Raw genomic sequence first — 24376 nt, 5'->3', positions numbered from 1 at the left:
AAAAAAGCACACTACGCTTTTTTAGAACCACAACAAAGCTGGATCACATGAAAAGCTGAAACGGCCCGTTCAGCTCCGACAAAAACTGGAGCGGCCGCAAGAAAAAGCCGCTCTTGCTTTTTATGGAGGGCGTGAAGTTTTCGAGGAGTTGGCCGTTGAAGCTGGATCCGGAGGTGCTTTACGTGATGCAATACATGGATTACATGCTCACTTTGCTCTCATACATATTGAGGCTCTAATTCAGCATACTACGCTTCTTAAGAACCACAACAAAGCTGGATCCGGAGGCACATGACGTGACGCTGTACATGGATTACATGCTCGCTTCGCTCTCATGCATATTGAGGTTCTCATGCGTACTGCTTCTTATTTGCTTCAAGCTTTTCCTTATTTGGCGCTTAAGAACCACTGATGGATTACATGCTCGCTTCGCTCTCATGCATATTGAGGTTCTAAAAAAGCAAAATACGCTTTTTAAGAACCTCAACAAAGGAGGAACTCCCATGTGGAAAATCACCAAAACTGAATCAATTCCAATTTATCAACAAATCATTGCGCTTATGGAAGACTATATTGAGGTCGGTAAACTACTTCCTGGTGATAGAATTCCAGCTGAGCGCGAACTTGCTACCATGCTTAATGTTAATCGATCCACACTGTCTAAGGCGCTTGATGAACTTAGTGCGCGTGGTATTATCACACGAAAACAAGGAAGTGGAACGCGCATCAGTGAAGATAAATGGGGTGTTTTTACTGGTCAAAAAACAAACTGGCGTCACTATGTATCACAAGGTTCTTTTCTGCAAGCAACTCCTTACATGGATAAAATGAAACAACTTCTGCATGAATCACCGGATGGTGTCATTGATCTTGCTTCCGGTGAGCTTCCTGTTCAACTCATTCCTAAAATATCGACGCCGGCCTTATCTTGGCAAACATTTTTGGCTGAAGAGGGTAGCGAGGATATAGCAGGGTATCAGCCTTTAAAAGAAACCATTCGTGATATGATTGCACGAAATCATGATGTTCAAACGAATCTCGACCAAATCTTTATCACATCGGGTGCGCAACAGGCTCTATTTTTAATTACGCAATGTTTATTAACGAGTGGAGATGCAATTGCGATTGAGTCACCTTCTTACTTTTATGCATTGTCAATATTTCAGTCGGCAGGTCTGCGAATCTACGCATTGCCGATGGATGAAAACGGCGTGAAACTAGATGAATTGGAACAACTTTATCGCAAACATCGTATTAAAATGGTGTTCGTCAATCCAACTTTCCAAAACCCGACGAGCTTAACAATGGGAATAAAACGCCGAGAAGCATTGGTTAAACTGTGTGCGAAAATCCAAGTCCCAATTGTAGAGGATGACCCATATAGCATGCTATCGTTTACCGATTACTCTATGCCCCCACTTTTAAAGAAATTAGATCCCGATAACGTTCTCTACATCGGCTCCTTATCGAAAATAATGGGCTCCACTACGCGTATTGGGTGGCTACTAGGGCCGGCTGCTGTTGTGACAAGGCTCGCCGAAGCACGAAAAGAAATGGATTTTGGGCTTAGTATATTTCCGCAAGTACTGGCAAATCATGTCCTAAATGACGCTGATTTCGAGTATCATATCTCATGGTTACGCCAAACTTTGCAGAAACAGCGTGACTTACTAATCGCCTGTTTGCCAGAGGGACTGAAATATCATGTTCCACAAGGCGGTTTCCATCTTTGGTGCCAATTACCAAGCGATAAAAATTGGACGAGCCGTAGCTTTGATATTTTTTTGGAACATAAATTATTAGTTATGCCAGCTTTCTTGTTTGGTATCAAGGAACCAGCCATCCGATTAACTTTTACGCGGTTAAACGAAGAGGATAGCTCGGAATTTAGATGGCGGTTGAGAGATATAATAATGAAGCTTAATGCTGAATAAGTAAAAAGGTGTTACATCGAGGACGATAAATCCTTGATGTAACACCTTTTTATTGTTCTGCATAATATTGAATTGTGGATGGTAACCTTTTGACTTGTTTGTAATTGGCAACAAATTGATTATTTGTTACATGAATTTTGAATTTCTTATTTTTCGCTAGTTTGTCAGGTGAGTAGAATGTGATGCTTTCCGAACTGCCGTCTTTTTTGTAACCTTTTAATGTATATTTATAACCGGAAAAATTGTTTTTTTGGATTTGTTCACCATTCGTATTCACATCTACAAAATAGGCTTTGGCAGCGGCATCTGACGGCATTCCATATTCAAACACGACGCATAGTGCAATTAATAATCCTGCTAAAGTAAGTATTAATCCTTTTTTGTTTTTCATTGTCCTCAACCTTTCGTTACTATTTTAGTTTATCAGCGGCTTTTTTTGGAACATCTGCTTGCTTGACTTCTTCATAGGATGTCACGCCTTTATCTTCTTTTACGAATACTTCTAAATATGCCCCTTTGCGTAGGTTCTTTTGGGCGATGAGATTGAGCTGCTTTTCTTCACCCTCCTCATTGTAGCCTTGGAAATCGTAATTGTAGTCTGTGTAGTTAGTGCCGTCACTGGCTTGTCCTTTTGTCACCTTACCATCTGTTGTGATTTTGACGTAGTATGTATCAGCGCCTATGCGGTTAAAATTTACAAAGCGCATGGCGAGCACTGCGCCACCTATTATAATGATGATAACGATGAGTGCAACCATTAATTTTTTCATTTCGTTGCCAACTCCTTTACTTGATACATTTATTATAGCGTGGCAAAAGATTAGATTCCCGCTTCTTAACTAACAAAGAAGGGGGTGAACCTTACAATTTTGCAATGTTGGCTGTCATGTTGCATTTTTATTGAAAGTATGATTAAATAGTAACATTGACTAATTAACGTTAGGTTAGGAAGTGAGAAGTTATGAAAGAAATGGACACAAGAATGGAGAACGACTCGGTTTTGAAGGTATTTTTGAGGTATTTAATTCCTTCGCTTGTTGGGATGTTGCTGATGTCGGTAAATATTGTGGCAGACGGGATTTTTGTAGGGCATCGGCTTGGCGGTGTGGCGCTTGCTGGTATTAACATTGCGGTTCCGGTATTCTCGATTTTTACGGCAATCTCACTTTGGATTGGGATTGGTGGTGCGACACAATATTCGTTCGCACTAGGGGAGAAAAATATTCCAGAGGCGCAGCGCATTTTTACTCGTTCTATTATAATGGTGTTTGTTATCACGATTACACTTGCAGCTATTGCATTTGTATTTCGGGTGCCACTCGCGAGTGTATTGGGAGCAAATTCGGAGACGTTGCCGTATGTGATGGATTATATGACAATCCTCCTTATGTTTGGATTTGCGTTTACGATTGAAAACATTTTGAGTATTTTTGTGCGTAATGATGGCGATCCGAACTTATCAATGGTCGCGCTTATTGTGACTGCGGTCGTGAATGTGATTTTGAATTATTACTTTCTATTTATTTTAGATTGGGGCGTTAGTGGATCAGCTGGTGCAACAATCATCGCGGTAACGGTTGGAATTGGTGTTTTATCCATTCACTTTTTTAAGAAATCTTCGCGGTTAAGATTCGTAAAATTTCGTTTCTCGAAAAAATCATTTATAAAAACGTTCTCTATTGGTTTACCAAGTTTTTTATCGGAGCTTGGCTTGTCTGTATTCACGATGGGGTACAATATCGCGATTGCAGCAGTGGCGGGTACGGCAGGTGTGGCAGCTTTTTCTGTATTGAATTATACGCACAGTGTGATTTTAATGTTATTTCTCGGCATGAGTTCTGCGATTCAGCCGTTGATTAGTTATTATCGAGGTGCACAACAGCGGGATAGAGAGCAACAGACGATGAGACTTGCGGTTATTACAGCGGTTGGAACAGGTCTTGTGTTCTTCGTTGGCGGTTTTTTTGGTGCGGGTCATATCGTAGCGATGTTCGGTACATTTAGCCCAGAAATTGTGGATTTGGCAACGGTAGCTGTGCGAATTTTCTTTGCGGGTTATCTCTTTATGGGCTTTAATTTCGTGATGATGACCTATTTCCAAACGAGTGGCCGTGTAGGGATGGCTATTTGGATTACAGTAGCACGTGAAATGCTGTTCATGGTAGCTTTTTTAATCATCTTGCCGCCGTTTTTCGGAGCAGAAGGTGTTTGGGCATCGATTCCACTTTCAGAAGCTGTTGTGGCATTCTCCATCATTATTTATGTGAGACGAAAGCACATATTTAGCAAAGTGTAATGAAATTAGAAAATCCGTGTCACACAGGCGCGGATTTTCTAATGTTTGTGAAATAAAAAAACCATAAAAATCCTGCCACTAAATATGGTATCATACGGTGTTCTAATCACAACTTATAGTGGTTGACAAAATTGCTTTTTGTAGTCTACTTCACATAGATTTTGCTTCAAAAATAAATTTAAAATCCGAAAACCTTTGAAGTGAAACGTTTTGTCTTGATTCTAAGAAAAAAGACAAGACACTATATCTTGCATTCACATTCGAAACGAGGTACTATATATAGTATCGAAAGCCGTTAAAACATGAATTGCTATTTTAACTTTTACAAAGGATCTGACTTTTGCAAAAGTTAATTTTTTTTGTTCGAATGTAGGTTGTTTCGATTAGAAGCGGGATCAAGTATAACTCGAAATATTAGAAAGAAATGGGGATTACAAATGACGACTTACATAGTGAAAGATGGAGGGAATCGCAAACTACCTTTCGACAAAGAGCGATTAAACAGATACCTAGATACGATTCATACAGAATTTCCGACACTAGAGATGGAAGACTATAAACGTAAAGTGTTTAACTTTATTGAGAAGAAAGAGGATTACGCAGCAGATGAGCTAGTGGATTACTTGATTCGCGAGGCTGAGGCGCGGACGGATGTTCATCTTCCAGCTTGGGAATTATTTGCAGCGAGGCTTTATTTGAATAAGTTATATAAGAAAGCGAGTAAAAATCGTTTTTACAATGATGATGACAAATATGGTTCATACGTTGGCTTGCAAGAAAGCCTAGGCGAACGCGGTATTTACTCTGGAAGCATTTTGAAAAATTATTCGAAAGATGAGTTAATCCAAGCTGGTGACATGATTGATCCAGAGAAGGATAAACTTTTCACATATAACGGATTGTATCTACTTGCAACACGTTACTTGGCCACGGATCAAGCGCGTAATGTGTATGAATTGCCGCAAGAACGTTGGTTGACGATTGCACTTTATTTAATGCAAGATGAGCCGAAAGAAAAGCGGATGGATTTAGTTCGTGAAGCTTATTGGGCGCTTAGCAATTTATATATGACAGTAGCAACACCAACGCTTGCCAATGCTGGTAAAGTCGGTGGTCAATTGTCTAGTTGCTTCATTGATACAGTGGATGATAGCTTGCAAGGGATTTATGATAGCAATACGGATGTGGCGCGTGTGAGTAAACATGGTGGTGGTGTTGGCGCCTACCTTGGTTATGTACGCTCTTCTGGTTCTGCGATTCGTGGTGTACGCGGTGCTAGTGGTGGTGTTGTTCCGTGGATTAAGCAACTGAATAATACAGCGGTTAGTGTGGATCAGCTTGGGCAACGTAAAGGTGCGATTGCCGTTTACTTGGACGTTTTCCATAAAGACATTGAGGCGTTCCTCGATCTTCGTCTAAACAACGGAGACCAACGCTTACGTGCGCATGATGTGTTTACAGCCGTTTGTATGCCGGATTTATTTATGGAAGCTGTTGAGCGTCGTGGTGACTGGTACTTATTCGATCCTCATGAAGTCAAAGAGAAAAAAGGTTGGTACTTGCAAGATTTCTACGACGAGCAAAAAGGTGACGGTTCGTTCCGCGAGAAATATGAAGAGTTAGTGATGGATGAAACGGTAAGCAGAAAAATTGTGAAGGCGATTGATATCATGAAACGTATCATGGTGAGTCAGCTGGAAACAGGAAATCCATTTATGTTCTATCGTGATGAAGTAAACCGGATGAATCCTAATAAACATGCGGGTATGGTTTACTCGAGTAATCTATGTACTGAAATTATGCAAAATATGAGTCCGACACGGATGATTCAAGAGATCATTAGTGGTGATCAAATCGTAATTACAAAACAAGCCGGCGATTTCGTTGTTTGTAACTTGTCCTCTGTGAACTTGGGCCGTGCCGTAACTGCGGAAGATCCAGATACGTTAGAGCGCTTGATTGCGATTGAAGTTCGGATGTTGGATAATGTTATTGACTTGAACGAGTTACCAGTACCACAAGCAACGATTACGAATAAGAAATATCGTTCGATTGGACTTGGCACTTTTGGTTGGCATCATTTGCTCGCCCTTAAAAATATTGCGTGGGATAGTGAAGAGGCAGAACAATTTGCCGACGAACTATACGAGCAAATTAACTACCTAACAATCAAAGCGAGCGCAGCATTAGGTAAAGAAAAAGGCACGTATTCCGTCTTTAAAGGTAGTGATTGGAATACTGGTGAATATTTTGAACGTCGTGGCTATACATCCGATGCATGGCAAGAACTTGCAGCAGATGTCGCGAAAAATGGTATCCGTAATGCGTATCTGTTAGCTGTTGCTCCAAATATGAGTACAGCACAAATCGCAGGATCAACAGCGTCCATCGATCCAATTTTCAGTCCGTTTTATTATGAAGAGAAGAAAGATTATCGTCGCCCGGTTATTGCGCCAGATCTGTCACTTAAGACATATCCTTATTATGGTAAAGGTGCGTATCAAGTGGACCAATTTGCAAGTGTCCGTCAAAATGGCCGTCGCCAACGTCATGTCGATCAATCGCAAAGCTTCAACTTCTATGTACCAAGTGGAATTAAGGCAAGTAAATTGCTAGAACTTCATATGTTGGCTTGGAGTGAAGGTTTGAAAACAACTTACTATGTTCGTTCTAATGATATCGATGTTGAAGAGTGCGAATGGTGCTCAAGCTGATAAATTAAAATAGTTCATATACGATGTAAATCGGCGGCAAGCGCTCGCCTCGCCCGAATTTGATGGACTTCCGGTTCTCACATACCTGAGTATGTTCCGCTTCCGGCTTCCACCAAATTCGAGCGAGGCAAACGCTTTCGCTCGATTTGTTTATGCATAGTGTAGATGTTACAAAAACATCAAAAAATTGTACATAAAGATTAAGAGGAGGTTATTGTATGACGGAACAAAAAGAAGAATTGCATCGTATTAAAATTTTGGAGCCGCTCAGCCCAAATCGTTCAACTGCAATTATAAATGGGGACACAAGTGGTATTTTGAATTGGAATGATATTCCGTATCCATCGTTTTATCGTGCATATAAAGAGTTATCGACAAATTATTGGATTCCTGATGAGGTTGATATGAAGAGTGATGCTAAACAGTATCCGTTGCTTTCAGAAGAAGAGAAATATGCTTTTGATGCGATTATTGGATTGCTAGCAACACTTGATTCACCACAAACGAGATTTATTTATAATGTCGCAGAATATATTACTGATCCGGCTGTTCATGCGAATACCGCGATTATTGGACAACAAGAAGTGATTCATAATGAAAGTTATTCTTACGTGCTTGCGTCAATCACGAATTTGCAAGAGCAGAAACGAATTTTTGAATTGGCAAGGACGCACCCTACAATAGTGAAGCGAAATGAGCCAATTATGGAGTCTTATGATGCGTTTATGACGAATAAGACGGGCGAGAATTTAGTGAAAGCATTGATTCAATCTTCTATTTTAGAAGGCATTAATTTTTATAGCGGTTTTGCTTATTTTTATAACTTAGTGCGTCAAAATAAAATGACGGGAACTGGGAAAATTATTAGCTTTATTAATCGTGATGAACTAGCACATTCTAAGTTTATCTCAGAAGTTATTCGCGCTATTCTTGGTGAAAATCCGGAATTGCAAACAGATGAGCTTGTGGAATATACACATGAGGCTTTCCGCCATGCTGTGGAGCTTGAGTCGATTTGGTCAGAAGAAGTATTGGATGGAATTGAAGGTATAGACGTATCGGAAATGGTGGATTACGTGAAGTATCGTGCCAATAAAATGCTCGGTATGCTTGGTATTCCGGAACTTTATCCAGGCCATAGTGACAATAAGATGACATGGATTAAGGCTTATGCAGACAACTTTACGGAGACGAAAACGGACTTTTTCGAAATGCGCAATAGTAGTTACAAAAAGACAAATGTTGATAACGGTTTTGACGACCTATGAGAATCCTTTTGGCGTATGATTCTTTAAGTGGGAATACGAAGATGGTAGCTGAGGAAATAGAGGCTGAACTTGTACGCGTCGGACATGATGTGACGAGTTTCCGCGTTTATCCTGGCGCCCAATATCCGCTTGAGACGGACTACGATTTGTTCATGTTAGGGGCTTGGACAGCAGATTTAGGTAGGACGCCGCCAGATATGAAAGATTTTATTGCAGAATTAGAAATGAAACCACCGCACGTCGCGATTTTTGGGACAGGTGAAACACAATGGAGTATGGCTTATTTTTGCGGGGCAGTCGATCGGATGGCGACTTATTTTGAGTCGGTATATCCGAGGTTAAAGATTGAGCAAATGCCAAATAATGAACGGGATCACGTGGCGATTAAGAACTGGGTCACGGAAGTTTTATCCATGAGAGAAGGGGTAGTAAAATGACAAGTATCGAAATAAAATCAATGGAAGAATTCGAACAACATATTGCAGCGGGAGAATTAGTGTACGTGGATTACTGGAAAGACAATTGCCCGAACTGCAAAATGTTAGACCTTTCTTTTCAAGAATTTAAGAACTCATCGATGGCAGATAAGGTGAAGGTATTGAAAGTGAAATTAGAAGAAGTTGGGGAAAATTTCTTTTTTGATCGCAACGTTCGCCAAACACCGACATTGGTACTTTATAAAGGCGGCGAAGAGGTTTCACGGTTGAATGGATTTATTCCACCGGAGCATATTGAGGAAGCAGTTGTTGCTCAGAAGGCTTGAATGGTCGATATAATCATTTAAGAAAAATACTAATCGTGCTACCGAAAAACCCTAGTTGTGCCGACAACTAGGGTTTTTCGGGTTGAGGTTAGAAATCGCCGTTACTTGTTGTCACTGTCCCGACCCGCTGTTAAAAGAGATATGTGTAATAAGGATAAAGAAATTTCGATTGTAGAAGACAAAATATAATGGAATTGGAAGTGAAATATAAATTTTGAAATAGTATATAAACTTGCTCTCCAATCTTGTCCATCCAACGAGGACAAATTCCAATTTTGATTATATTGCTATGTTGATACCGCTATCATACAATGGATGTAAGAGCTAAGCCAATATGTGAAGCTAGTATTTGGAAAGGGCGCACTTTCTTTAGTGGAGCGGGCGAGGCATCGCTTTGAAGCAGAAAACAAAGGGATTCTTTGCTGGATATCAGGAAAGAATATAGGAGGACACAGGAAATGGAGCAACAACAAGCGAAGTCTGGCTTTCGTGTGAAGGTTCAGCATTTTGGTAGTTTTTTAAGTGGTATGATTATGCCCAATATTGGGGCGTTTATTGCATGGGGCCTTATTACGGCACTATTTATTCCGACTGGTTGGTGGCCAAATGAGGAGATTGCCAAATTAGTCGATCCGATGATTAAGTATTTATTACCCCTTTTGATTGGCTACACAGGTGGTAAACTGGTGTATGATACGCGTGGTGGAGTCGTTGGTGCGGCTGTCACGATGGGGGCAGTTGTGGGTACTTCGATGCCGATGTTCTTGGGCGCGATGATTTTAGGCCCATTTGCGGCTTGGCTAATGAAGAAATTCGATAAAATGATGGAAGGAAAAATTCGGGCTGGTTTTGAAATGCTGGTCAACAATTTCTCAGCTGGTATTTTAGCGGGGATTTTGGCAGTTGTATCCTTAAAGACAATCGGGCCTGCGCTTCAAGCAGTGAATACGGCGATGGCCTCCGGAGTTCAGTTTTTAATTGATAATCATTTGTTACCGCTTGTTAGTATCTTAGTGGAACCTGGAAAAGTATTGTTCTTGAATAACGCAATTAATCAAGGGGTTTTGGCACCGCTTGGAATTGATCAGGCAGTTAGTACAGGTAAATCGATTCTGTTCTTAGTGGAAACGAATCCTGGACCGGGTCTGGGAATTTTGTTGGCGTACACCATTTTCGGTAGTGGAACGGCGAGACAGACAGCTCCAGGCGCGATTATTATTCAGTTCTTAGGTGGGATTCATGAGATTTATTTCCCGTATGTATTGATGAAACCCGCGCTTATTATCGGTGCTATCGCTGGTGGCATGACTGGGATAATTACATTTAATTTGTTTAACGTTGGACTCGTTGCAACAGCTTCTCCGGGTAGTATTTTTGCGATACTTGCTTTGACACCGCGAGGCGATTATCTTGGTATTATTTGTGGCGTATTATTTGCGACACTTGTTTCGTTTGCGGTGTCTGCGGTGGTGCTGAAAACGTCGAAAGCGACAGATGATGCGGAACTAAAAACAGCGGAGCAAAAGATGGCTAAAATGAAAGGGAAAAAGGCGACGCTTGCTAGTGCGGTTGTTAGTGTGACTGACGCAGAATTGGCAACGGATGGTATTCCAGTTGGAACGAGGAAAATTATTTTTGCGTGTGATGCTGGCATGGGGTCGAGTGCGATGGGAGCGTCAGTGTTGCGTAATAAGGTGAAAAAGGCTGGGTTGGATATTGAGGTTGTGAATTTTGCAATTGCTCAATTGCCTGAAGATGCCGACATTGTCGTTACACATCAAGATTTAACGGCCCGTGCAACGGAAAAACTACCAAAAGCCTATCATATTTCGGTGGACAATTTCTTGAATAGTCATAAATATGATGAATTAGTACAGAATTTGGCTGACCAGAAATAACTGGGGGAATTTTTAGATGTATATTTCGGCAAGGACGAGACTTATATTGGAACAGCTTTTAATGAGCCATGAACCGGTAGCAACAGCGGACTTGGCGGAATATATGGATGTGAGTGAGCGGACGATTAGGCGGGATCTGAAGGAAGTGGAGGCTGTTTTGGGTTCATATCAGCTAGCTTTGGAGCGTAAAGATGCTAAAATTTCTGTGTTTGGATCGGAGTCTAGTCGTCAAGATTTCAAATGGCAGCTACTCGACCTTTCGTACAATGAATTTACACCAATGGAGCGACAGCAGTTTATTCTGAAAACGTTACTGAAGGAAAATGAGCCGGTGAAATTGATTGTATTGGCGAATGATTTGAATGTGACGATATCAACGGTGAGCAGTGATTTGACAAAGCTAGAAGAAGAACTGATTGGACGCGCGGAGATTGAGCGAAAACGTGGTTATGGTGTCAAATTGATTGCAGAAGAAGCCACAAAACGAGCCTTACTCAGTGATTTAATCGCGATGACTGGCTCGAAAAATTCACTGTTTCAATTGTTCCAGCGGCAGAAGCAAGATGAGCTGGAGATGTTGGCGGATGAGCGCTTACTAAATGTAATTGATCATTCACTGATTCAAAAAGTGGAAGGAAATATTCGTGCTTGGCGTAAGGATTTGGCTTATGAAATAACAGATGAGGCATATTTGACACTTATTGTGCATATTTCGATTTCAGTAGAGCGCATGATTAGTGGGAATTATTTGCAAGAGATGAAATCGGAACAAGCATATTTCCGTGATTTTCCAGAATTTACAGTAGCGAAAGAATTACTAGCTGCTTGTTTGGATATGGAAGCGTTTGTTGTGCCAGATGGGGAAGCGTTTTATGTGACGACACATATTCGCGGGGCTAAGGCACAAGACGAGACTGGAATCTTCTCTGGGAATGAGAATGTGCAGGCGGTGACGATTGCAAAACGGCTTATTTCAAAAGTAGAGAGAGAGCTTGGTAGTTCTTTTCAGGAAGAAGCATTGCTCAGTGGATTGACTGCGCATTTGCGACCTGCGTTGCGTAGATTGGACCAAAATATGCGCATTCACAACCCTTTGATTAAGACAATAAAGCATGACTATCCGTCACTTTTCAAAATTGTACGTGTGGCGTTTCGCGAGATTTATCAACAATCGGATGTTCCGGATGAGGAAATTGGTTATTTGGTTCTACATTTCGGGGCAGCGTTGTTGCAGAAAAATGAGCATCAGGTATTTTCTGGGTTAGTCGTTTGTTCGAGTGGTATTGGGACGTCTAAGATGCTAGCGACACGCTTGAAACAGGCTTTACCACAGCTCAAGGATTTGCAAAATGTGTCGTTGTTTGAAATCTTGAATCATCGTAATACACAACATTTTGATGTTATTGTTTCAACGATTGATTTGGGGAAAGTCGATTTCGAATATTTCTTGGTGAGTCCAATGCTGACAGATCGAGAAATTTCGAAGATTGAGGTTTTTTTGAAGCAAAAGGAAATGTTTATGCCTCAGAAGGAGACCAGAGAGCAAGAAGAACGAATGACTTTACTTGAAGCAGTGCATCATTTGGAAAATGAGCAGGAATATATGAACACGATTTTGGCAATTTTGAAGGGATTTCAGGTTGTGAAAATGGAGGATACACAGCATGATTTAGAAGACACATTGCGAGCGGTTTGTATGGCAATGTTTGCACAGGAGCGGGAAATTCAGGTGGAGATATTGTTGCGCTCGTTGTTAGAACGGGAAAAATGGAGCGGCTTTGGGATTCCCGAGACACGTCTCGCTTTGTTTCATGTTCGAAACGAGTTTGTGCATCAGCCGGTTTTTCAGATTTTCTCGTTGCAGGATGCGGTCGATGTACCAGCGATGGGTGGCGGTAATGTAGCAGCAACAACTTTACTCGTTTTGCTGGCACCAGAAAAATTGGCGCCACAAGGGCTTGAAGTGATGAGCTTTATTAGTGCAATGGCAGTTGAGAGCATAGAGACAACGCGATTATTGGAATCAGGAAATGGTACTGAAATCACAGCTTTTATAATTAGGAAATTGAATGGATTTTTACATGATATGAGGAGGAAATAGGATGGTAGCATTGAATAGTCAGGATATTGCTTTGAAACAAGCCTTTAGTACGAAGGAGGAGGCGATTACTGCAGCGGGACAACTGCTAGTGGAGCAGGGATATGTGGAAATGCCTTATATTGAGAAGATGAAAGAACGAGACGCTTTGACGACAACGTTTATTGGGAATATGGTGGCGATTCCCCACGGCACGGATGATTCAAGAGATATGATTAAAAATTCGGGAATCGTTATTTTACAGGTACCAGATGGTGTTTCATTTGACGGCAACGAGGTGAAAGTTTTAATAGGAATTGCCGGTGCGAACGGGGAGCATATGGATTTGCTAAGTAGCATCGCGATTGTCTGCTCGGAAGAAGAGAATGTAGCACAAATCGTTGCAGCTGAGACGAAACAAGAGATTATAGACTTCTTTGAGGGGAGCGAAAGCGCATGATTGCCGTACATTTTGGTGCTGGGAATATTGGGCGTGGATTTATTGGGCAGTTGCTACATGAGGCAAAATATCATGTCACGTTTGTAGATGTGAATGAAACGGTTGTAGATGCTTTAAACGAGAAAAAGCAGTACAACGTGATTTTGGCCGATGATTCACAGCGAGTGGATTTGATTACAGATGTTAGTGCGATTAACAGTCAGAAAAATCCGGAGCAAGTGATTGCTGCTATTTTGGAAACGGAGCTTGTGACGACAGCTGTTGGTCCAACGATTTTGCCGTTTATTGCGAAAACGCTAGTCGCTGCAATTAAAGCGAGAATAGTAATCAAAAAACCGTTAGTTGTGATGGCGTGCGAGAATATGATTGGTGCCTCTGAGTCACTTCAAGCTAGTGTTTATGATGAATTAACGGATGCCGAGAAAAAATACGCGGATGAATTTATATCATTTCCGAATGCGGCAGTTGATCGGATTGTTCCTAACCAAACGCATAATGATCCGCTAACAGTTCTAGTGGAGCCTTTTTATGAATGGGTTGTGGAAGAAAGCGCGATTAAAGTTGCGGCGCCAGAAGTTCCTGGAATAACTTATGTGGCTGACTTAACCCCATATATTGAGCGAAAATTGTTTACGGTCAATACGGGACATGCCGTTACTGCTTATGTAGGCCACATGAAAAATATCGATTCCATTGAAGCTGCTATTCATAATGAAAAAGTACTATTCGCTGTTCGTAGCGCACTCGAGGAGACTGGAGCTTTGCTGGAGAAGAAATTTGATTTTGCGCATAAGGAACATCAAGCTTATATTGACAAAATTATTGAAAGATTCAAAAATCCTTATATTTCGGATTACGTATCGCGTGTCGGCCGCTCACCAATGCGTAAATTAGGACCAAATGATCGCTTTGTTCAGCCAGCACGTCAGTTTGTTGAAGCCTTTAATGAAACGCCGAAAGCACTTGCTGATGCGATTGCTGCAGCTTTACGTTTTAATGATCCAGATGATACGGAGGCTGTAGAGCTACAGGCGCTTGTTGCAGCAGTGGGGCTTGAAAAAGCAATTGCTGATGTAACTGGTATTGAAAGTTACTCGAAGCTGTTTGAGAAAGTAAAGGATTCCTATTTAAAACTAGCTTGATGTAGTAATATATGTTACGCTCTTTAAAAAAGGGGTAGCACAATGGAGCAATTAAAACAAACTATTCGTCAGTTTATTGAGGAGCGTGGCTGGGAAGGCCAATACAATTTGCAAAAAGATTTGGCTGTATCTCTCACGCTCGAGGCTAATGAATTGCTGGAGTGCTTTCAATGGAAGACAAGTAAAGAGGCTGTGAGTGCCAAACGTACAGAAATTTTAGAGGAATTAGCGGACGTTTTCATTTATGCAATTCAGATGGCTGATGCAATGGATGTCGATGTTGAAACAATTGTAAATGAAAAGCTAGCTAAAAATGCAGTAAAATACCCAGCGAAACATATCTAATTAAATGGGTGTGTTTTGCTTCTTTTTATCACACTTTTTTCAAAAAGTTCACGGCTTCGTCATGGATTATATTTTTTAGACCTGATATACTAGAAGAGGATAGCTATAGACGATGAGGCGAATCTGAAAATCAACATTTAGGAAAGTGGGAAAAGAAATATGGGGAAAGTTACAATTGGTATTGATATTGGCACGGCTAATATTAGTATCTACTCAGACATGGAGAAAATGATTTTTCATGAGCCTACAGTTTTAGCATACGATATGAAGAAAAATAAAGTTTTAGAAATTGGCCATGAAGCGAAAGAACTGGCAGAGAAAACACCGGAATCGATTGTGGTGCTCAGCCCATTACAAGGCGGTATTATTGCTGATTTCGATATGACATTACGATTAATGCAAAAAGTCGAAAGTCGCGTTACTGCGGTTACTGGTAAGCGTTTTAAACAAATGGATTTGATTGTTTCACTGCTTCCTGGTGCTACGAATATTGAACGTCAAGCGATTGGAGACATTTTATTTTCCCTCGGTGTCAAATCGCTTTACTTTATAGAAGGTTCTCTTGCAGCAACGATTGGCGCTGGATTACCGTTTGAGAAGCCGATTGCTAATGTTATTGTAGACATCGGCGCTGGAAAAATATCGACATCGCTCGTTTCGTATGGAGGTATTGTCACGAGCTCAACGGTGCGTAAATCAGGAGATGAGCTTGATCGTGATATTGCGCAATTGGTTCGTAATAAGCATAATGTTTTGATTGGCTTAGAAACTGCGGAACAAGTCAAATGGCAACTACATTGTGATACGTCGCTTGAAAAGAAGATGATTGAGATTGAAGGACGCGATTTAGTTACTGGCTTTCCAATTACGATTAAAGTTCCATCGACTGAATTCCAAGAAGAAATTGATGAGTTTTTGAAGCGTATTTTGGGTGTGGTTCAAGCAACACTAGAAACAAGTCCGCCTGAATTAAGTGGAAATATCCGTGCAAGTGGCTTGATGTTGACTGGTGGCGGCTCGTTGTTGGAAGGTTTACAGGATTGGTTACACGATCAAATACTAGTGCCAATTCATTTGGCCCCAGCCCCGTTCGAATCTGTAGCGCTTGGAACAAGCATGGCAGCAGAGCATTTAGATAAATTAATTAATGTTGAAAAAGTAACGGCACGATAAAAAGTAGCGATCCGCCAAACGGATCGCTACTTTTTATATTATCTATATGAATAGGAGCGTTTATTTTTTCTTTTAGAACGAATCATGAACAGGATACCGAGTATGAAAAGGACAAGAGAGGCTAAGCAAACGATAAAGCCAATAATCCCAACGATACTAAAGGATACACCAATACCAATGATACCTAAAATAAGCAGAATTAAGCCGATAAGTTTCATGAAAAAACTCCTTTCTATATGTAATATCTCCATTATACAGAAAAAAGTAAGAAAGATTAAGTGTCTTTTGATATATCATGAATATTTAATAGACTAAACTAGATATTGAACATTAGTTCGTTTGTTTCTATTTGAATGGATGTTCTTGCGGTATTTAAAGCTATTTTATTCATTTCAGCTTTATTTTTGTTTAGTAAGTAAAACTTTTCTTGCTCTTTAGTCCTATTATCGCTAAGATAGAGAGGATTAAGTGAGAAAAGGGGATAAAGTATGAAGGATTATATTGTTGATCGCTCTTATAAGGCATCAATGGGGATTGCAAATGCGGTTTTAGTAACGCTTGGAATGGGTTTATTATTACAAACGATTGGACAGATGGCAGGCTTTACATGGTTAACAGAGATTGGAGCTGTTGGGAAATTATTGCTGATTCCTGGGCTAGGCGTTGGAATTGCGATATGTCTTGGCGCTAACACACTTGTTGTGATTAGTGCAGCAGCTGCGTCTGTTATTGGGGGAGGCGCCATCTTGGCTTTAGAAAATGGTGGGTTTGCGATTATTGGCGGTGAGCCGATTGGCGCCATCTTGGCTGTCATTGTTGCGGTTTGGGTTGGAAAACGCGTAACAGGGAGAACAAATTTTGATATGATTTTAATCCCTGCTGCAGCATTGCTTTCAGGGGGGATAAGTGGACTTTTATTTTCTAAAATCATGGCGCCTGTTTTGACATCGGTAAGTGGTGGGATTACATCACTTGTGGACGGTTCGCCGATTGTGTCATCAATGGTAATCTCACTCATTTTTGCGATTTTGATTTTAAGTCCAGCATCTTCTGCGGCGTTAGCAATTGCCCTGCAGCTTGACCCGACAGCGAGTGCAGCAGCTTTGATTGGTTGCTCGGTGCAGTTTGTCTCCTTTGCGGTGCTCGGATTTAGAGACAATAATTGGGGAGCATTTTTTGCACAATTAATCTGCACGCCAAAATTACAGACGCCAAACATCATTAAGCGGCCTGCGGTGATGATTGTGCCACTTATTTCAGCAGTGGTTGCAAGTCCAATTGGCGTCCTAATCTTTCATTTGCAGGCATCTGCTGAGGTTGCGGGGCTTGGACTATGTGCCTTTGTTGCCCCACTTTTCTTGATTGCCAATTTTGGTTGGTTATCATTCACTGCATTCTTACTTGTCGCGGTTGTCATACCAGCAGTGATTGCACTTATAGCTAGGCCATTCTTATTGCGATCTTCTTGGTTGCGAAATGGCGATTTACGAGTAGAATTAGAATAAAAAAAAGAGGATGAAGTAGGGAATGAGCTATAAAAGCATCATAACCTATTCATCCTCTTTCCTCGTGATGTGCCGGAATTTGTCTGAGTAACTGGTTTAAATAAATCGAAATACGATAGAATATCTAAAAATAAACGGTAGATTGAATGGAAAATCCAGATATTTAATAGACAACTTTGGACTAGTAGATATGACTACCATAATGTCATTTTTAGAATCCAATAATTGAATACGAAACTTTTTCGCTAGCTATATCAAAAAGTGAGGTCGATATAGTTGGAGCGACGTATCGAGATTCCGTATTCCTTGCCTTAAACGAGTGTTATAACTCTTGACGCGACCTTCAATTACGGCGGTCTTCCTCAAGCTCTCGCAAGACTAGCCAGTTACTTAAAAACTTCCTTCACCAGACGATATCCGACTATAGCAAAGTTATGGTATCTCTATCCATACATCTATATGCACTCAAAGTGAGATAAAACATATAGATTACTCGCACGATATTCATTAAAAACAAATATCGCTTTCGTTAACGAGAATAGGGAAAAGTGAGATACGAATAACTTGTGCAAACAATAATCGTTGGATAATCGAATTTCTTACTACGGTTCAAATATCCTTCTTAAATACGGGCTACTCCGACAACGTCATTGGTTAACTTACTAAACTGACCTTTGGCTTGTGTGGCTAATTTGTCCATTTCACCTATAAGCTTATCTTTCAGTCTGTGCGATTCTGTCATCCAATCACCCTCTATCGTTTTGATACTATACATTAGCCGTTTTTTATAAAGTTAAAACATAAATAGTGTAAAATGATATATTAGATATACAATATTGGTAAAATAAGATTTTTTAATAAATCTAAAGTAACTAATTCTAGAGGAAAACAGCCATGAAAATATCATCTACATAGTTACCGTCGATAATAAATTCGTTGCGGAGATGGCCTTCTTTTTCAAAACCGTGTTTCTTATAGAATTGAATTGCTTTTTCGTTTGTCGATAGCACACGTAAGGATATTTTTTTTCTTATTCTCTGCTTTGGCAATACGATACAGTTCTTGCATAAGTGCAGAACCGACGCCATGTCTTTGGAAATCGGGATGTACAGCGATATCTAACATCCAAACATGTTCGTTACTTTTTAGTGGGATGGGAGAGTGGAAGCCTAGAATACCGGCAATTTTCCCATCGATTTCAGCCACTACTTTTGATTCGGGTGGATTTCTTAATAAGTATTCGGATTCTGTTGCATAATGGGTATCTCCAGGTGTTGTTCCTGGTGTCCAGACGAGATGTTCAACTTCTATCATTCCTGCAGCATCGTTTTTTGTTGATTTTCTGATAAGCATTATAAAACCTCTTTTCTAGTCGCGCTTCGCATATTTTAAGGATGTTTTCCAAGTTTTGAACAGGCCATCGTTCGTGTATAGAAGTACGTTGCCACGGTAAAGTCGGATTGCTAGCCAAAATGCTAGGGCGTTCGTTACGACAAGAATTCCAAGTGAAATGAAAATACCAGTCGCGTTGACGGCAAGTAGGTCCATTCGGGCAAGCATCATCATCGGCGAGAAAGTTGGAACGTAGGAACCGATGATGACCAGCATATTATTCGGTGCATTAGCGGCTGCAATAGACCCCCAGTAGCCAATAATTGCGAGCATTGTCATCGGATACATGAATTGGGACACGGTTTCAACGTTTGGTGCCATAGAGCCAATAACTGCCGAGAGCAAAATATAGAGAAGCAAGCCAAAGACAATGAATAAAACATTAAGAATGAGATAGTACGTCGGAAATTGGGCTAGCTGGTGTAGTATGTTTTGAATCATTTCGGTATTTTTCCCACCAATCATGACAATAGCGATACACATACCGTAAAAGGCGATTTGTGTCAGTAGCATGAGTAGAATCGCGGTCAATTTCGCAAGCAAGTGGGTAGTTGACGAGACGCTGGATAGAATAATTTCCATGATTCGTGTGCCTTTTTCATTTGCAATTTCTGCCGCGACAATGCTTGCATAACTCATTACGAAGATAAAAATAACGAGGGTAAGCATCAAAATGGCTGCGCTCATCGCTTCCTTTTGGCTGTTCGTTAGTTGGTCATTAGATAGCAACTCGTTTGTTACTGGGACTGGAGTGGTGAGACTTGCTAACTGCTTTTCGGTAATGTTATATTCTTTAATTTTTTGTTGGAGCGTGACACTTGTGATGTCGTTTTGAAGCGCTGCGATGAGAGTGTTTCCTGCTGTTTCTTCGGATGTATATATGGCTTTCACTTCATTATCAAGTGATGTAATCGTCACGAATCCTTCAATATCACCGGCTGTCAGTGATTTTTTTGCCTTTTTCTCGGTTTCGATTTTTTTTATCGACTTTAAAATTAGCTTTATCTGCAGAAATAGCTGCTGAAAAAGCTGGATTTTCGGAGATGACGGCGATTTTTGTTGGCTCATCACTGCCACCGAAGTAGTCGATGATTTTTGGTAGTGCAAAAATAGCTGCACCGATAAGTAGTGGGAGAAGTAGGGAAACTAGGAATGATTTTGTTTTGACACGGCGTTTGTAGACTTGCGATGTAATGACCCAGAATTTACTCATTCGTTTCACCTGCTTTCCATTTGAAAATTTCTTCGAGTGTTGGTGGTTCTAAGCTAAACATTGGAATAAAACCATCTTTCGTAACAAAATCGAACACAGTGGTAGCGTCAGATTCTTCTGCCAGATGGACGATTCGAATGCCTTTATAATTCTCGATTTGTGTAACACCAGCTAAGGCTGCAATAGCTTCTGTGGGATGTGGTGCATCAAGCATAATTCGTTTGCGTCCAAAGCTGTTTTTGACGTCTTCGGATTTCCCACGTAATACGGTTTTTCCTTGTTTTAGCATTACGAGGGAATCGCACAATTCATCGACGTTCTCCATGCGATGACTTGAGAAAATAATCGTGGCGCCATCTGCTTTTAGGTCAAAAACAAATTTTTTCAGGATTTCGGCATTGACTGGATCAAGGCCGCTGAATGGTTCGTCGAGGATAACGAGTCTTGGACGGTGAATAATTGTGCTAATGAGTTGGATTTTTTGTTGATTTCCTTTAGAGAGCGTTTTGACGAGATCAGTCTTTTTACCAACAATTTCAGCTCGTTCCATCCAAAGGTCGATTTCTGGTTTGATTTTAGCGCGAGAACAGCCTTTTAATTCTGCGAAAAAAATGATTTGGTCTTCAATGGTGACATCTGGATAGAGACCGCGTTCTTCTGGTAAATAACCGATGATATCGGTATTTATTTTTGCTATTTCTCGATTGTCCCAGAGAATTTCACCACTGTTTGGGCGTAAAAAATTAAGGATGAGACGGAAAGTAGTTGTTTTTCCAGCACCATTTTGGCCGATTAAGCCGAGAATTTCACTTTCATTAATCTGGAAATGTAAATCATCGACAACAGTTTTTGTGCCGAATTGTTTGGATACATTGTTTACTTGTAGCATATAGCTATTCAGCTCCTTTTTGAATTTAAAGTAGTTCTTCTTTTTGGCGTGTTCGTTCTTCTAGATAGGTATCTAGCACTTGCCAATCGCGTAAAGTTGGATTCGTATTCCAGACGAGTTGCGGGATAGTACTATGTGGTAATGGCAAGTCTGTAATGATAAAATCAGCTTGTGGATGCCCACTCCCAACGATGATAAGTTGCTGCGCGGAATAACGTGAACGGATCGTCTTCCTCACAAGATCCTCCCATAAAAAACCGTTTTGTGAGAAAATTTTTGCTGTTAAAATCGCAGGCCGTGCAGTTCGTTCTATCGCGCTCTGAATACTTATTCCAATTCGGTGCATCAATACATCATAATTTTCCTGCAAGTAAGCATACATCGGATTTTGTGAGAAGGTTTGAAAAATAGTCGCAATCTGTTGTTCTAAATCAGGAGATAAAACATGTTCTTCTTTAATCAAAAAGCGCTCTTGTGCTAAGAAAAGCGGGCTTTCCACGGCATGAAACACGGCAAAGATATCAATTAGACTTACCATCAAGTCGTCAGCATCCCATTCATTTTTCGGCAAAATATTGAAAATTGCTTCTACAAGTCGGTAAGTAATGGGATTGACTTCTTTACATGTCTCAATACGTGTGGTTCTGGATTTTTCTGAATTATATGATTTAGAACAGAAGAAAATGCAGGATAAGATAAAGATAGATTCAGCTTCAGAAATTTGAATATGGCTTGCATCCGCTAATATTCGAAAGCATTCTGCTAGATTTGCGCGTTTATTATAAGCCTCCCATGTCCGAGTTGTTCTTTTGCTGCGATTGTCAATAGGATAACCTCTCTTGATGCGAGTGAGAGAAAGCCCAATCCAAGCAGCATATTGAATTTTTGCCGCTGGGGAAAAGTATATATCTAATTTTCGCATAACATCTTCAATAAAGCCATCTATAATTTCCCAACTAATGTCGATGAAAAATAAATCGTGAGCGGGATAGGCGTTGAAAAATAAATCATAGTACAAGAAGCGGATTTGTGATTCTTTACCTATGAGGTTCAGTGGCTTGTTCTCAAGTTGGAGATGAATGGATTTTAAGTAACGGTCTACTGGGGCAAGCTTGCGGTATACTGTTGCGGGACTAACGTAGTTTTCTTGACACCACATAGCAAGTGATATTTCTTTTTCATCGTAAATATCATAGCAGATTCGAAACAAATAGGTTTCTGAAAAGAAGGCAGAGAATAGGTGAATAAAGTTTTCATCAAATGGTTTTTCTAAAAGGATGCCTTCCGTTGTGTTGATTAGTTTCCATTTGTCTGGCAAGGAGCTTTCTAGATTTTTCATATCACGAGCTAATGTTTTCTTGGAGCAGCGCACAATTTTACAAATTTCTTTGCGATCCCATGTTTTGCGTTCGGATAAAAGGACTTTAATAATGAGTAGTTGGCGTTCTTTATCTTTTTCTAAAATACCTTTCATGTTGACATCATCCTTTCTGGGTTTGTAAAACTTCTTATTTTTTGCGCTCTTCAAAGTCAACATTGAGAGAAGCCCCTCTTTTTTAGTCGCTCCATATGGTTTAAAATGAATAGGGATACTAAAATCGAAAAAAGCAGGTAATGACTATGATGTTAAACAATGAGCGCGTAGCAGATGAAATTTATGCTTCTATTAAGAAAGCTGTTCTTTGCCAAGACTACAAAATAGGTGACACAATTGAGGTGCAAAATTTGGCCGCTGAGTTTGGAGTATCGAGCCATATTGCGGAACAAGCATTGCAATTGTTATGTCAAAGAGGATTATTAAACCAAGTGGCAACGGATATGTACAGCGTGAAGGAAACACATGGCAAAGAATTCTATTATTCTGGTCGATTTCAAATTATGTTTTTGAATATGGAATACATCATCCAGAAATTAAAAGAAACGAATATTCCGATTGTAAAAAAACCACTGAGTATGCACGTGGAAGCAATGAAAATGGGAGTCAACAAACATGATTATTTGGCTTATATTCAAGCAAGCGAGCGGTTTTATATTGAGCTGTGTAAGCAAGCGAATATGGATATTCTAGATAAGAGCTTACAAACGATTAATAAGCAGTTGACGGCTTTTGATGATATCTTTGGTAAGAAATTTTTATTAATGTCATCGATGTGTACGGCCGAGGCTACAGGACTGCTTTTGATGGCTTTAGAAGACCGTGCTTATGATCAGGCTAAAAGCATTGTACAGGAACTGTATAATTATTATATTTCCTTATTAGTTGATTAGCTCTCCCTTCTTAATAGTAGCGTTTTCTAAGTGATAATGCTATTAAAAAATACGATTCATGATGAAATTTTTTAGTCGATTCATGAAATTAGATTAAACAGCTTTTTTTGCGGGGGGACCTGTATAAAAAAAAAGCTGTTTTTTCTCTCAAAAAATCAGATAAACCACAGATAAAACCAATTTTAAACCTCGATAACGAGTGGTTTTTATTCGTTTTCCGGTGATATTTATGATAGAATTTACTGGTAGAAGGAAGAATACATAAAGGTGATGGGGGCGTATAGAATGAAAGTCAGTATTTTTTCGACGTGTCTTGTGGATATGATGTTTCCGAATGTTGGGATCGCAATGGTGGAGTGCTTGGAGCGATTGGGGTGTGAGACGGATTTTCCAGAGTCGCAGGTTTGTTGTGGGCAACCCACTTATAATAGCGGTTACATGGAAAAAACACAGGCTACGTTGATTAATCAATTGGAGGCATTTAAGGACTCGGAATATGTAGTTGGACCTTCGGGATCGTGTGTTGGTATGATACGCGAATATGCAGAAATTTTTAAGGATGATCCAGATTATGCGGATGCAGCTCGAGAACTCAGTGCAAAAACATATGAATTTTCGCAGTTTTTGTATCATGTTTTAGGTGTCGTGGATGTTGGGGCTACACTCGAAGGTAAAGCTACGTATCATCGCTCGTGCCATATGACGCGAATTTTGGGTGAGAAGGAAGCTCCATATGCTTTACTTGCGGAGGTGCGCGGATTAGAAATGGTACCATTACCACATGTGGAGAATTGTTGTGGATTTGGCGGGACTTTCTCAGTGAAGATGCCGGCGATTTCAGAGCAAATGGTCGCGGAGAAGATGGCAGATGTTGTGGCGACGGATGCCGAGATTTTGATTAGCGCGGATATGGGGTGCTTGATGAATATTGGTGGCAAATTTAATCGTGAAGGTAAAGAAATCAAGATTATGCATATTGCTGAGGTATTGAATAGTAATGTTACAAAGCCTGTTCGGGTGATTGGTTAAGGGGGATTTT

At 40.4% G+C, this 24376-nt stretch carries 22 protein-coding genes and 1 pseudogene; 15 read left to right on the top strand and 8 right to left on the bottom strand.

Annotated elements, in window-relative coordinates; genetic code table 11:
• The first annotated feature begins 503 nt into the window (after positions 1–503).
• On the top strand, positions 504–1934 hold the full coding sequence (locus PROCOU_RS13100; protein ID WP_036073166.1) for an aminotransferase-like domain-containing protein: 1431 nt from the start codon (positions 504–506) through the stop codon (positions 1932–1934).
• Positions 1935–1983: 49 nt separating this feature from the next.
• On the opposite strand, the gene PROCOU_RS13095 is transcribed toward PROCOU_RS13100, so the two are convergent.
• Positions 1984–2325 carry a YxeA family protein gene (locus PROCOU_RS13095; RefSeq protein WP_036073164.1) on the bottom strand — a complete coding sequence of 114 codons (342 nt, stop codon included), beginning with the start codon at positions 2323–2325 and terminating at the stop codon, positions 1984–1986.
• Between the two features lie 19 nt (positions 2326–2344).
• Positions 2345–2704 (bottom strand): YxeA family protein, encoded by a 360-nt coding sequence (locus PROCOU_RS13090; RefSeq protein ID WP_036073162.1) that lies wholly within the window; start codon positions 2702–2704, stop codon positions 2345–2347.
• 191 nt (positions 2705–2895) lie between these two features.
• Here PROCOU_RS13090 and PROCOU_RS13085 point away from each other — a divergent pair, with 191 nt between their 5' ends.
• From PROCOU_RS13085 to mreB, 11 genes are all read left to right on the top strand, one after another.
• A complete protein-coding gene (locus PROCOU_RS13085; protein WP_036073160.1) occupies positions 2896–4230 on the top strand; it encodes an MATE family efflux transporter in 1335 nt (444 codons plus the stop codon).
• Positions 4231–4667: 437 nt separating this feature from the next.
• On the top strand, positions 4668–6944 hold the full coding sequence (locus tag PROCOU_RS13080; protein ID WP_036073159.1) for a ribonucleoside-diphosphate reductase subunit alpha: 2277 nt from the start codon (positions 4668–4670) through the stop codon (positions 6942–6944).
• A 218-nt stretch (positions 6945–7162) separates the two neighbouring features.
• Positions 7163–8212, top strand: coding sequence for a ribonucleotide-diphosphate reductase subunit beta (locus tag PROCOU_RS13075; protein ID WP_036073157.1), 1050 nt, complete (start codon positions 7163–7165; stop codon positions 8210–8212).
• Positions 8209–8649 carry a flavodoxin gene (locus PROCOU_RS13070; RefSeq protein ID WP_036073155.1) on the top strand — a complete coding sequence of 147 codons (441 nt, stop codon included), beginning with the start codon at positions 8209–8211 and terminating at the stop codon, positions 8647–8649. The genes PROCOU_RS13075 and PROCOU_RS13070 overlap by 4 nt, the downstream gene beginning before the upstream one ends.
• The gene (locus PROCOU_RS13065) at positions 8646–8975 is read left to right on the top strand and encodes a thioredoxin family protein (RefSeq protein WP_036073153.1); all 330 of its coding nucleotides are present in this window, start codon (positions 8646–8648) and stop codon (positions 8973–8975) included. The genes PROCOU_RS13070 and PROCOU_RS13065 overlap by 4 nt, the downstream gene beginning before the upstream one ends.
• Positions 8976–9433: 458 nt before the next feature.
• Positions 9434–10873, top strand: a complete 1440-nt coding sequence (locus PROCOU_RS13060; protein ID WP_036073151.1) for a PTS mannitol transporter subunit IIBC — start codon at positions 9434–9436, stop codon at positions 10871–10873.
• A gap of 16 nt (positions 10874–10889) precedes the next feature.
• Positions 10890–12974 carry a BglG family transcription antiterminator gene (locus tag PROCOU_RS13055; RefSeq protein WP_036073148.1) on the top strand — a complete coding sequence of 695 codons (2085 nt, stop codon included), beginning with the start codon at positions 10890–10892 and terminating at the stop codon, positions 12972–12974.
• A 1-nt stretch (position 12975) separates the two neighbouring features.
• Positions 12976–13410, top strand: coding sequence for a PTS mannitol transporter subunit IIA (locus PROCOU_RS13050; protein ID WP_036073146.1), 435 nt, complete (start codon positions 12976–12978; stop codon positions 13408–13410).
• Complete coding sequence (locus PROCOU_RS13045; RefSeq protein WP_036073145.1) at positions 13407–14552, top strand: mannitol-1-phosphate 5-dehydrogenase; 1146 nt, start codon at positions 13407–13409, stop codon at positions 14550–14552. The genes PROCOU_RS13050 and PROCOU_RS13045 overlap by 4 nt, the downstream gene beginning before the upstream one ends.
• A gap of 42 nt (positions 14553–14594) precedes the next feature.
• Positions 14595–14897: a nucleotide pyrophosphohydrolase gene (locus PROCOU_RS13040; RefSeq protein WP_036073143.1), complete on the top strand. Its 303-nt coding sequence runs from the start codon at positions 14595–14597 to the stop codon at positions 14895–14897.
• 159 nt (positions 14898–15056) lie between these two features.
• The gene (gene mreB, locus PROCOU_RS13035) at positions 15057–16070 is read left to right on the top strand and encodes a rod shape-determining protein (protein WP_036073141.1); all 1014 of its coding nucleotides are present in this window, start codon (positions 15057–15059) and stop codon (positions 16068–16070) included.
• A gap of 38 nt (positions 16071–16108) precedes the next feature.
• Here mreB and PROCOU_RS17260 read toward each other — a convergent pair whose 3' ends face one another.
• Positions 16109–16288 carry a hypothetical protein gene (locus tag PROCOU_RS17260; RefSeq protein WP_077913447.1) on the bottom strand — a complete coding sequence of 60 codons (180 nt, stop codon included), beginning with the start codon at positions 16286–16288 and terminating at the stop codon, positions 16109–16111.
• Between the two features lie 270 nt (positions 16289–16558).
• On the opposite strand from PROCOU_RS17260, the gene PROCOU_RS13025 reads away from it, so the two are divergent.
• Complete coding sequence (locus tag PROCOU_RS13025; RefSeq protein WP_036073137.1) at positions 16559–17575, top strand: PTS sugar transporter subunit IIC; 1017 nt, start codon at positions 16559–16561, stop codon at positions 17573–17575.
• An 878-nt stretch (positions 17576–18453) separates the two neighbouring features.
• Here the strand turns inward: PROCOU_RS13025 and PROCOU_RS13020 are convergent.
• The 5 genes and pseudogenes from PROCOU_RS13020 to PROCOU_RS13005 all read right to left on the bottom strand — a co-directional run bounded on the left by PROCOU_RS13020 (position 18454) and on the right by PROCOU_RS13005 (position 22543).
• Positions 18454–18928 (bottom strand): annotated as a pseudogene (locus tag PROCOU_RS13020) (GNAT family N-acetyltransferase).
• Between the two features lie 15 nt (positions 18929–18943).
• Positions 18944–20002, bottom strand: coding sequence for an ABC transporter permease (locus tag PROCOU_RS13015; RefSeq protein ID WP_341871264.1), 1059 nt, complete (start codon positions 20000–20002; stop codon positions 18944–18946).
• Complete coding sequence (locus tag PROCOU_RS19100) at positions 19899–20180, bottom strand: ABC transporter permease family protein (RefSeq protein ID WP_341871263.1); 282 nt, start codon at positions 20178–20180, stop codon at positions 19899–19901. The genes PROCOU_RS13015 and PROCOU_RS19100 overlap by 104 nt, the downstream gene beginning before the upstream one ends.
• Complete coding sequence (locus PROCOU_RS13010; protein ID WP_036073136.1) at positions 20173–21069, bottom strand: ABC transporter ATP-binding protein; 897 nt, start codon at positions 21067–21069, stop codon at positions 20173–20175. Before PROCOU_RS13010 ends, PROCOU_RS19100 begins: the two co-directional genes overlap by 8 nt.
• 25 nt (positions 21070–21094) lie before the next feature.
• Positions 21095–22543, bottom strand: coding sequence for an AcpB/EbpR/MafR family transcriptional regulator (locus PROCOU_RS13005; protein WP_159101231.1), 1449 nt, complete (start codon positions 22541–22543; stop codon positions 21095–21097).
• A gap of 146 nt (positions 22544–22689) precedes the next feature.
• Here PROCOU_RS13005 and PROCOU_RS13000 point away from each other — a divergent pair, with 146 nt between their 5' ends.
• Positions 22690–23337, top strand: a complete 648-nt coding sequence (locus tag PROCOU_RS13000; protein ID WP_036073131.1) for a GntR family transcriptional regulator — start codon at positions 22690–22692, stop codon at positions 23335–23337.
• A gap of 285 nt (positions 23338–23622) precedes the next feature.
• On the top strand, positions 23623–24366 hold the full coding sequence (locus PROCOU_RS12995; protein ID WP_036073129.1) for a (Fe-S)-binding protein: 744 nt from the start codon (positions 23623–23625) through the stop codon (positions 24364–24366).
• Positions 24367–24376: the final 10 nt, after the last annotated feature.

It is taken from the genome of Listeria rocourtiae FSL F6-920, assembly GCF_000525975.1.
GTDB classification, from domain to species: domain Bacteria; phylum Bacillota; class Bacilli; order Lactobacillales; family Listeriaceae; genus Listeria_A; species Listeria_A rocourtiae.
This window is presented reverse-complemented; position numbering and strand designations above follow the sequence as displayed.

What these genes read in the sequence shown, in the direction of transcription:
- mreB (WP_036073141.1), top strand. Translation starts at nt 15,057, where the DNA reads ATGGGGAAAGTTACAATTGGTATTGATATTGGCACGGCTAATATTAGT.
- PROCOU_RS13100 (WP_036073166.1), top strand. Translation starts at nt 504, where the DNA reads ATGTGGAAAATCACCAAAACTGAATCAATTCCAATTTATCAACAAATC.
- PROCOU_RS13025 (WP_036073137.1), top strand. Translation starts at nt 16,559, where the DNA reads ATGAAGGATTATATTGTTGATCGCTCTTATAAGGCATCAATGGGGATT.
- PROCOU_RS13065 (WP_036073153.1), top strand. Translation starts at nt 8,646, where the DNA reads ATGACAAGTATCGAAATAAAATCAATGGAAGAATTCGAACAACATATT.
- PROCOU_RS12995 (WP_036073129.1), top strand. Translation starts at nt 23,623, where the DNA reads ATGAAAGTCAGTATTTTTTCGACGTGTCTTGTGGATATGATGTTTCCG.
- PROCOU_RS13050 (WP_036073146.1), top strand. Translation starts at nt 12,976, where the DNA reads ATGGTAGCATTGAATAGTCAGGATATTGCTTTGAAACAAGCCTTTAGT.
- PROCOU_RS13075 (WP_036073157.1), top strand. Translation starts at nt 7,163, where the DNA reads ATGACGGAACAAAAAGAAGAATTGCATCGTATTAAAATTTTGGAGCCG.
- PROCOU_RS17260 (WP_077913447.1), bottom strand. Translation starts at nt 16,288, where the DNA reads ATGAAACTTATCGGCTTAATTCTGCTTATTTTAGGTATCATTGGTATT.
- PROCOU_RS13055 (WP_036073148.1), top strand. Translation starts at nt 10,890, where the DNA reads ATGTATATTTCGGCAAGGACGAGACTTATATTGGAACAGCTTTTAATG.
- PROCOU_RS13070 (WP_036073155.1), top strand. Translation starts at nt 8,209, where the DNA reads ATGAGAATCCTTTTGGCGTATGATTCTTTAAGTGGGAATACGAAGATG.
- PROCOU_RS13040 (WP_036073143.1), top strand. Translation starts at nt 14,595, where the DNA reads ATGGAGCAATTAAAACAAACTATTCGTCAGTTTATTGAGGAGCGTGGC.
- PROCOU_RS13005 (WP_159101231.1), bottom strand. Translation starts at nt 22,543, where the DNA reads ATGAAAGGTATTTTAGAAAAAGATAAAGAACGCCAACTACTCATTATT.
- PROCOU_RS13080 (WP_036073159.1), top strand. Translation starts at nt 4,668, where the DNA reads ATGACGACTTACATAGTGAAAGATGGAGGGAATCGCAAACTACCTTTC.
- PROCOU_RS13045 (WP_036073145.1), top strand. Translation starts at nt 13,407, where the DNA reads ATGATTGCCGTACATTTTGGTGCTGGGAATATTGGGCGTGGATTTATT.
- PROCOU_RS13010 (WP_036073136.1), bottom strand. Translation starts at nt 21,069, where the DNA reads ATGCTACAAGTAAACAATGTATCCAAACAATTCGGCACAAAAACTGTT.
- PROCOU_RS13085 (WP_036073160.1), top strand. Translation starts at nt 2,896, where the DNA reads ATGAAAGAAATGGACACAAGAATGGAGAACGACTCGGTTTTGAAGGTA.
- PROCOU_RS19100 (WP_341871263.1), bottom strand. Translation starts at nt 20,180, where the DNA reads ATGAGTAAATTCTGGGTCATTACATCGCAAGTCTACAAACGCCGTGTC.
- PROCOU_RS13090 (WP_036073162.1), bottom strand. Translation starts at nt 2,704, where the DNA reads ATGAAAAAATTAATGGTTGCACTCATCGTTATCATCATTATAATAGGT.
- PROCOU_RS13000 (WP_036073131.1), top strand. Translation starts at nt 22,690, where the DNA reads ATGATGTTAAACAATGAGCGCGTAGCAGATGAAATTTATGCTTCTATT.
- PROCOU_RS13095 (WP_036073164.1), bottom strand. Translation starts at nt 2,325, where the DNA reads ATGAAAAACAAAAAAGGATTAATACTTACTTTAGCAGGATTATTAATT.
- PROCOU_RS13060 (WP_036073151.1), top strand. Translation starts at nt 9,434, where the DNA reads ATGGAGCAACAACAAGCGAAGTCTGGCTTTCGTGTGAAGGTTCAGCAT.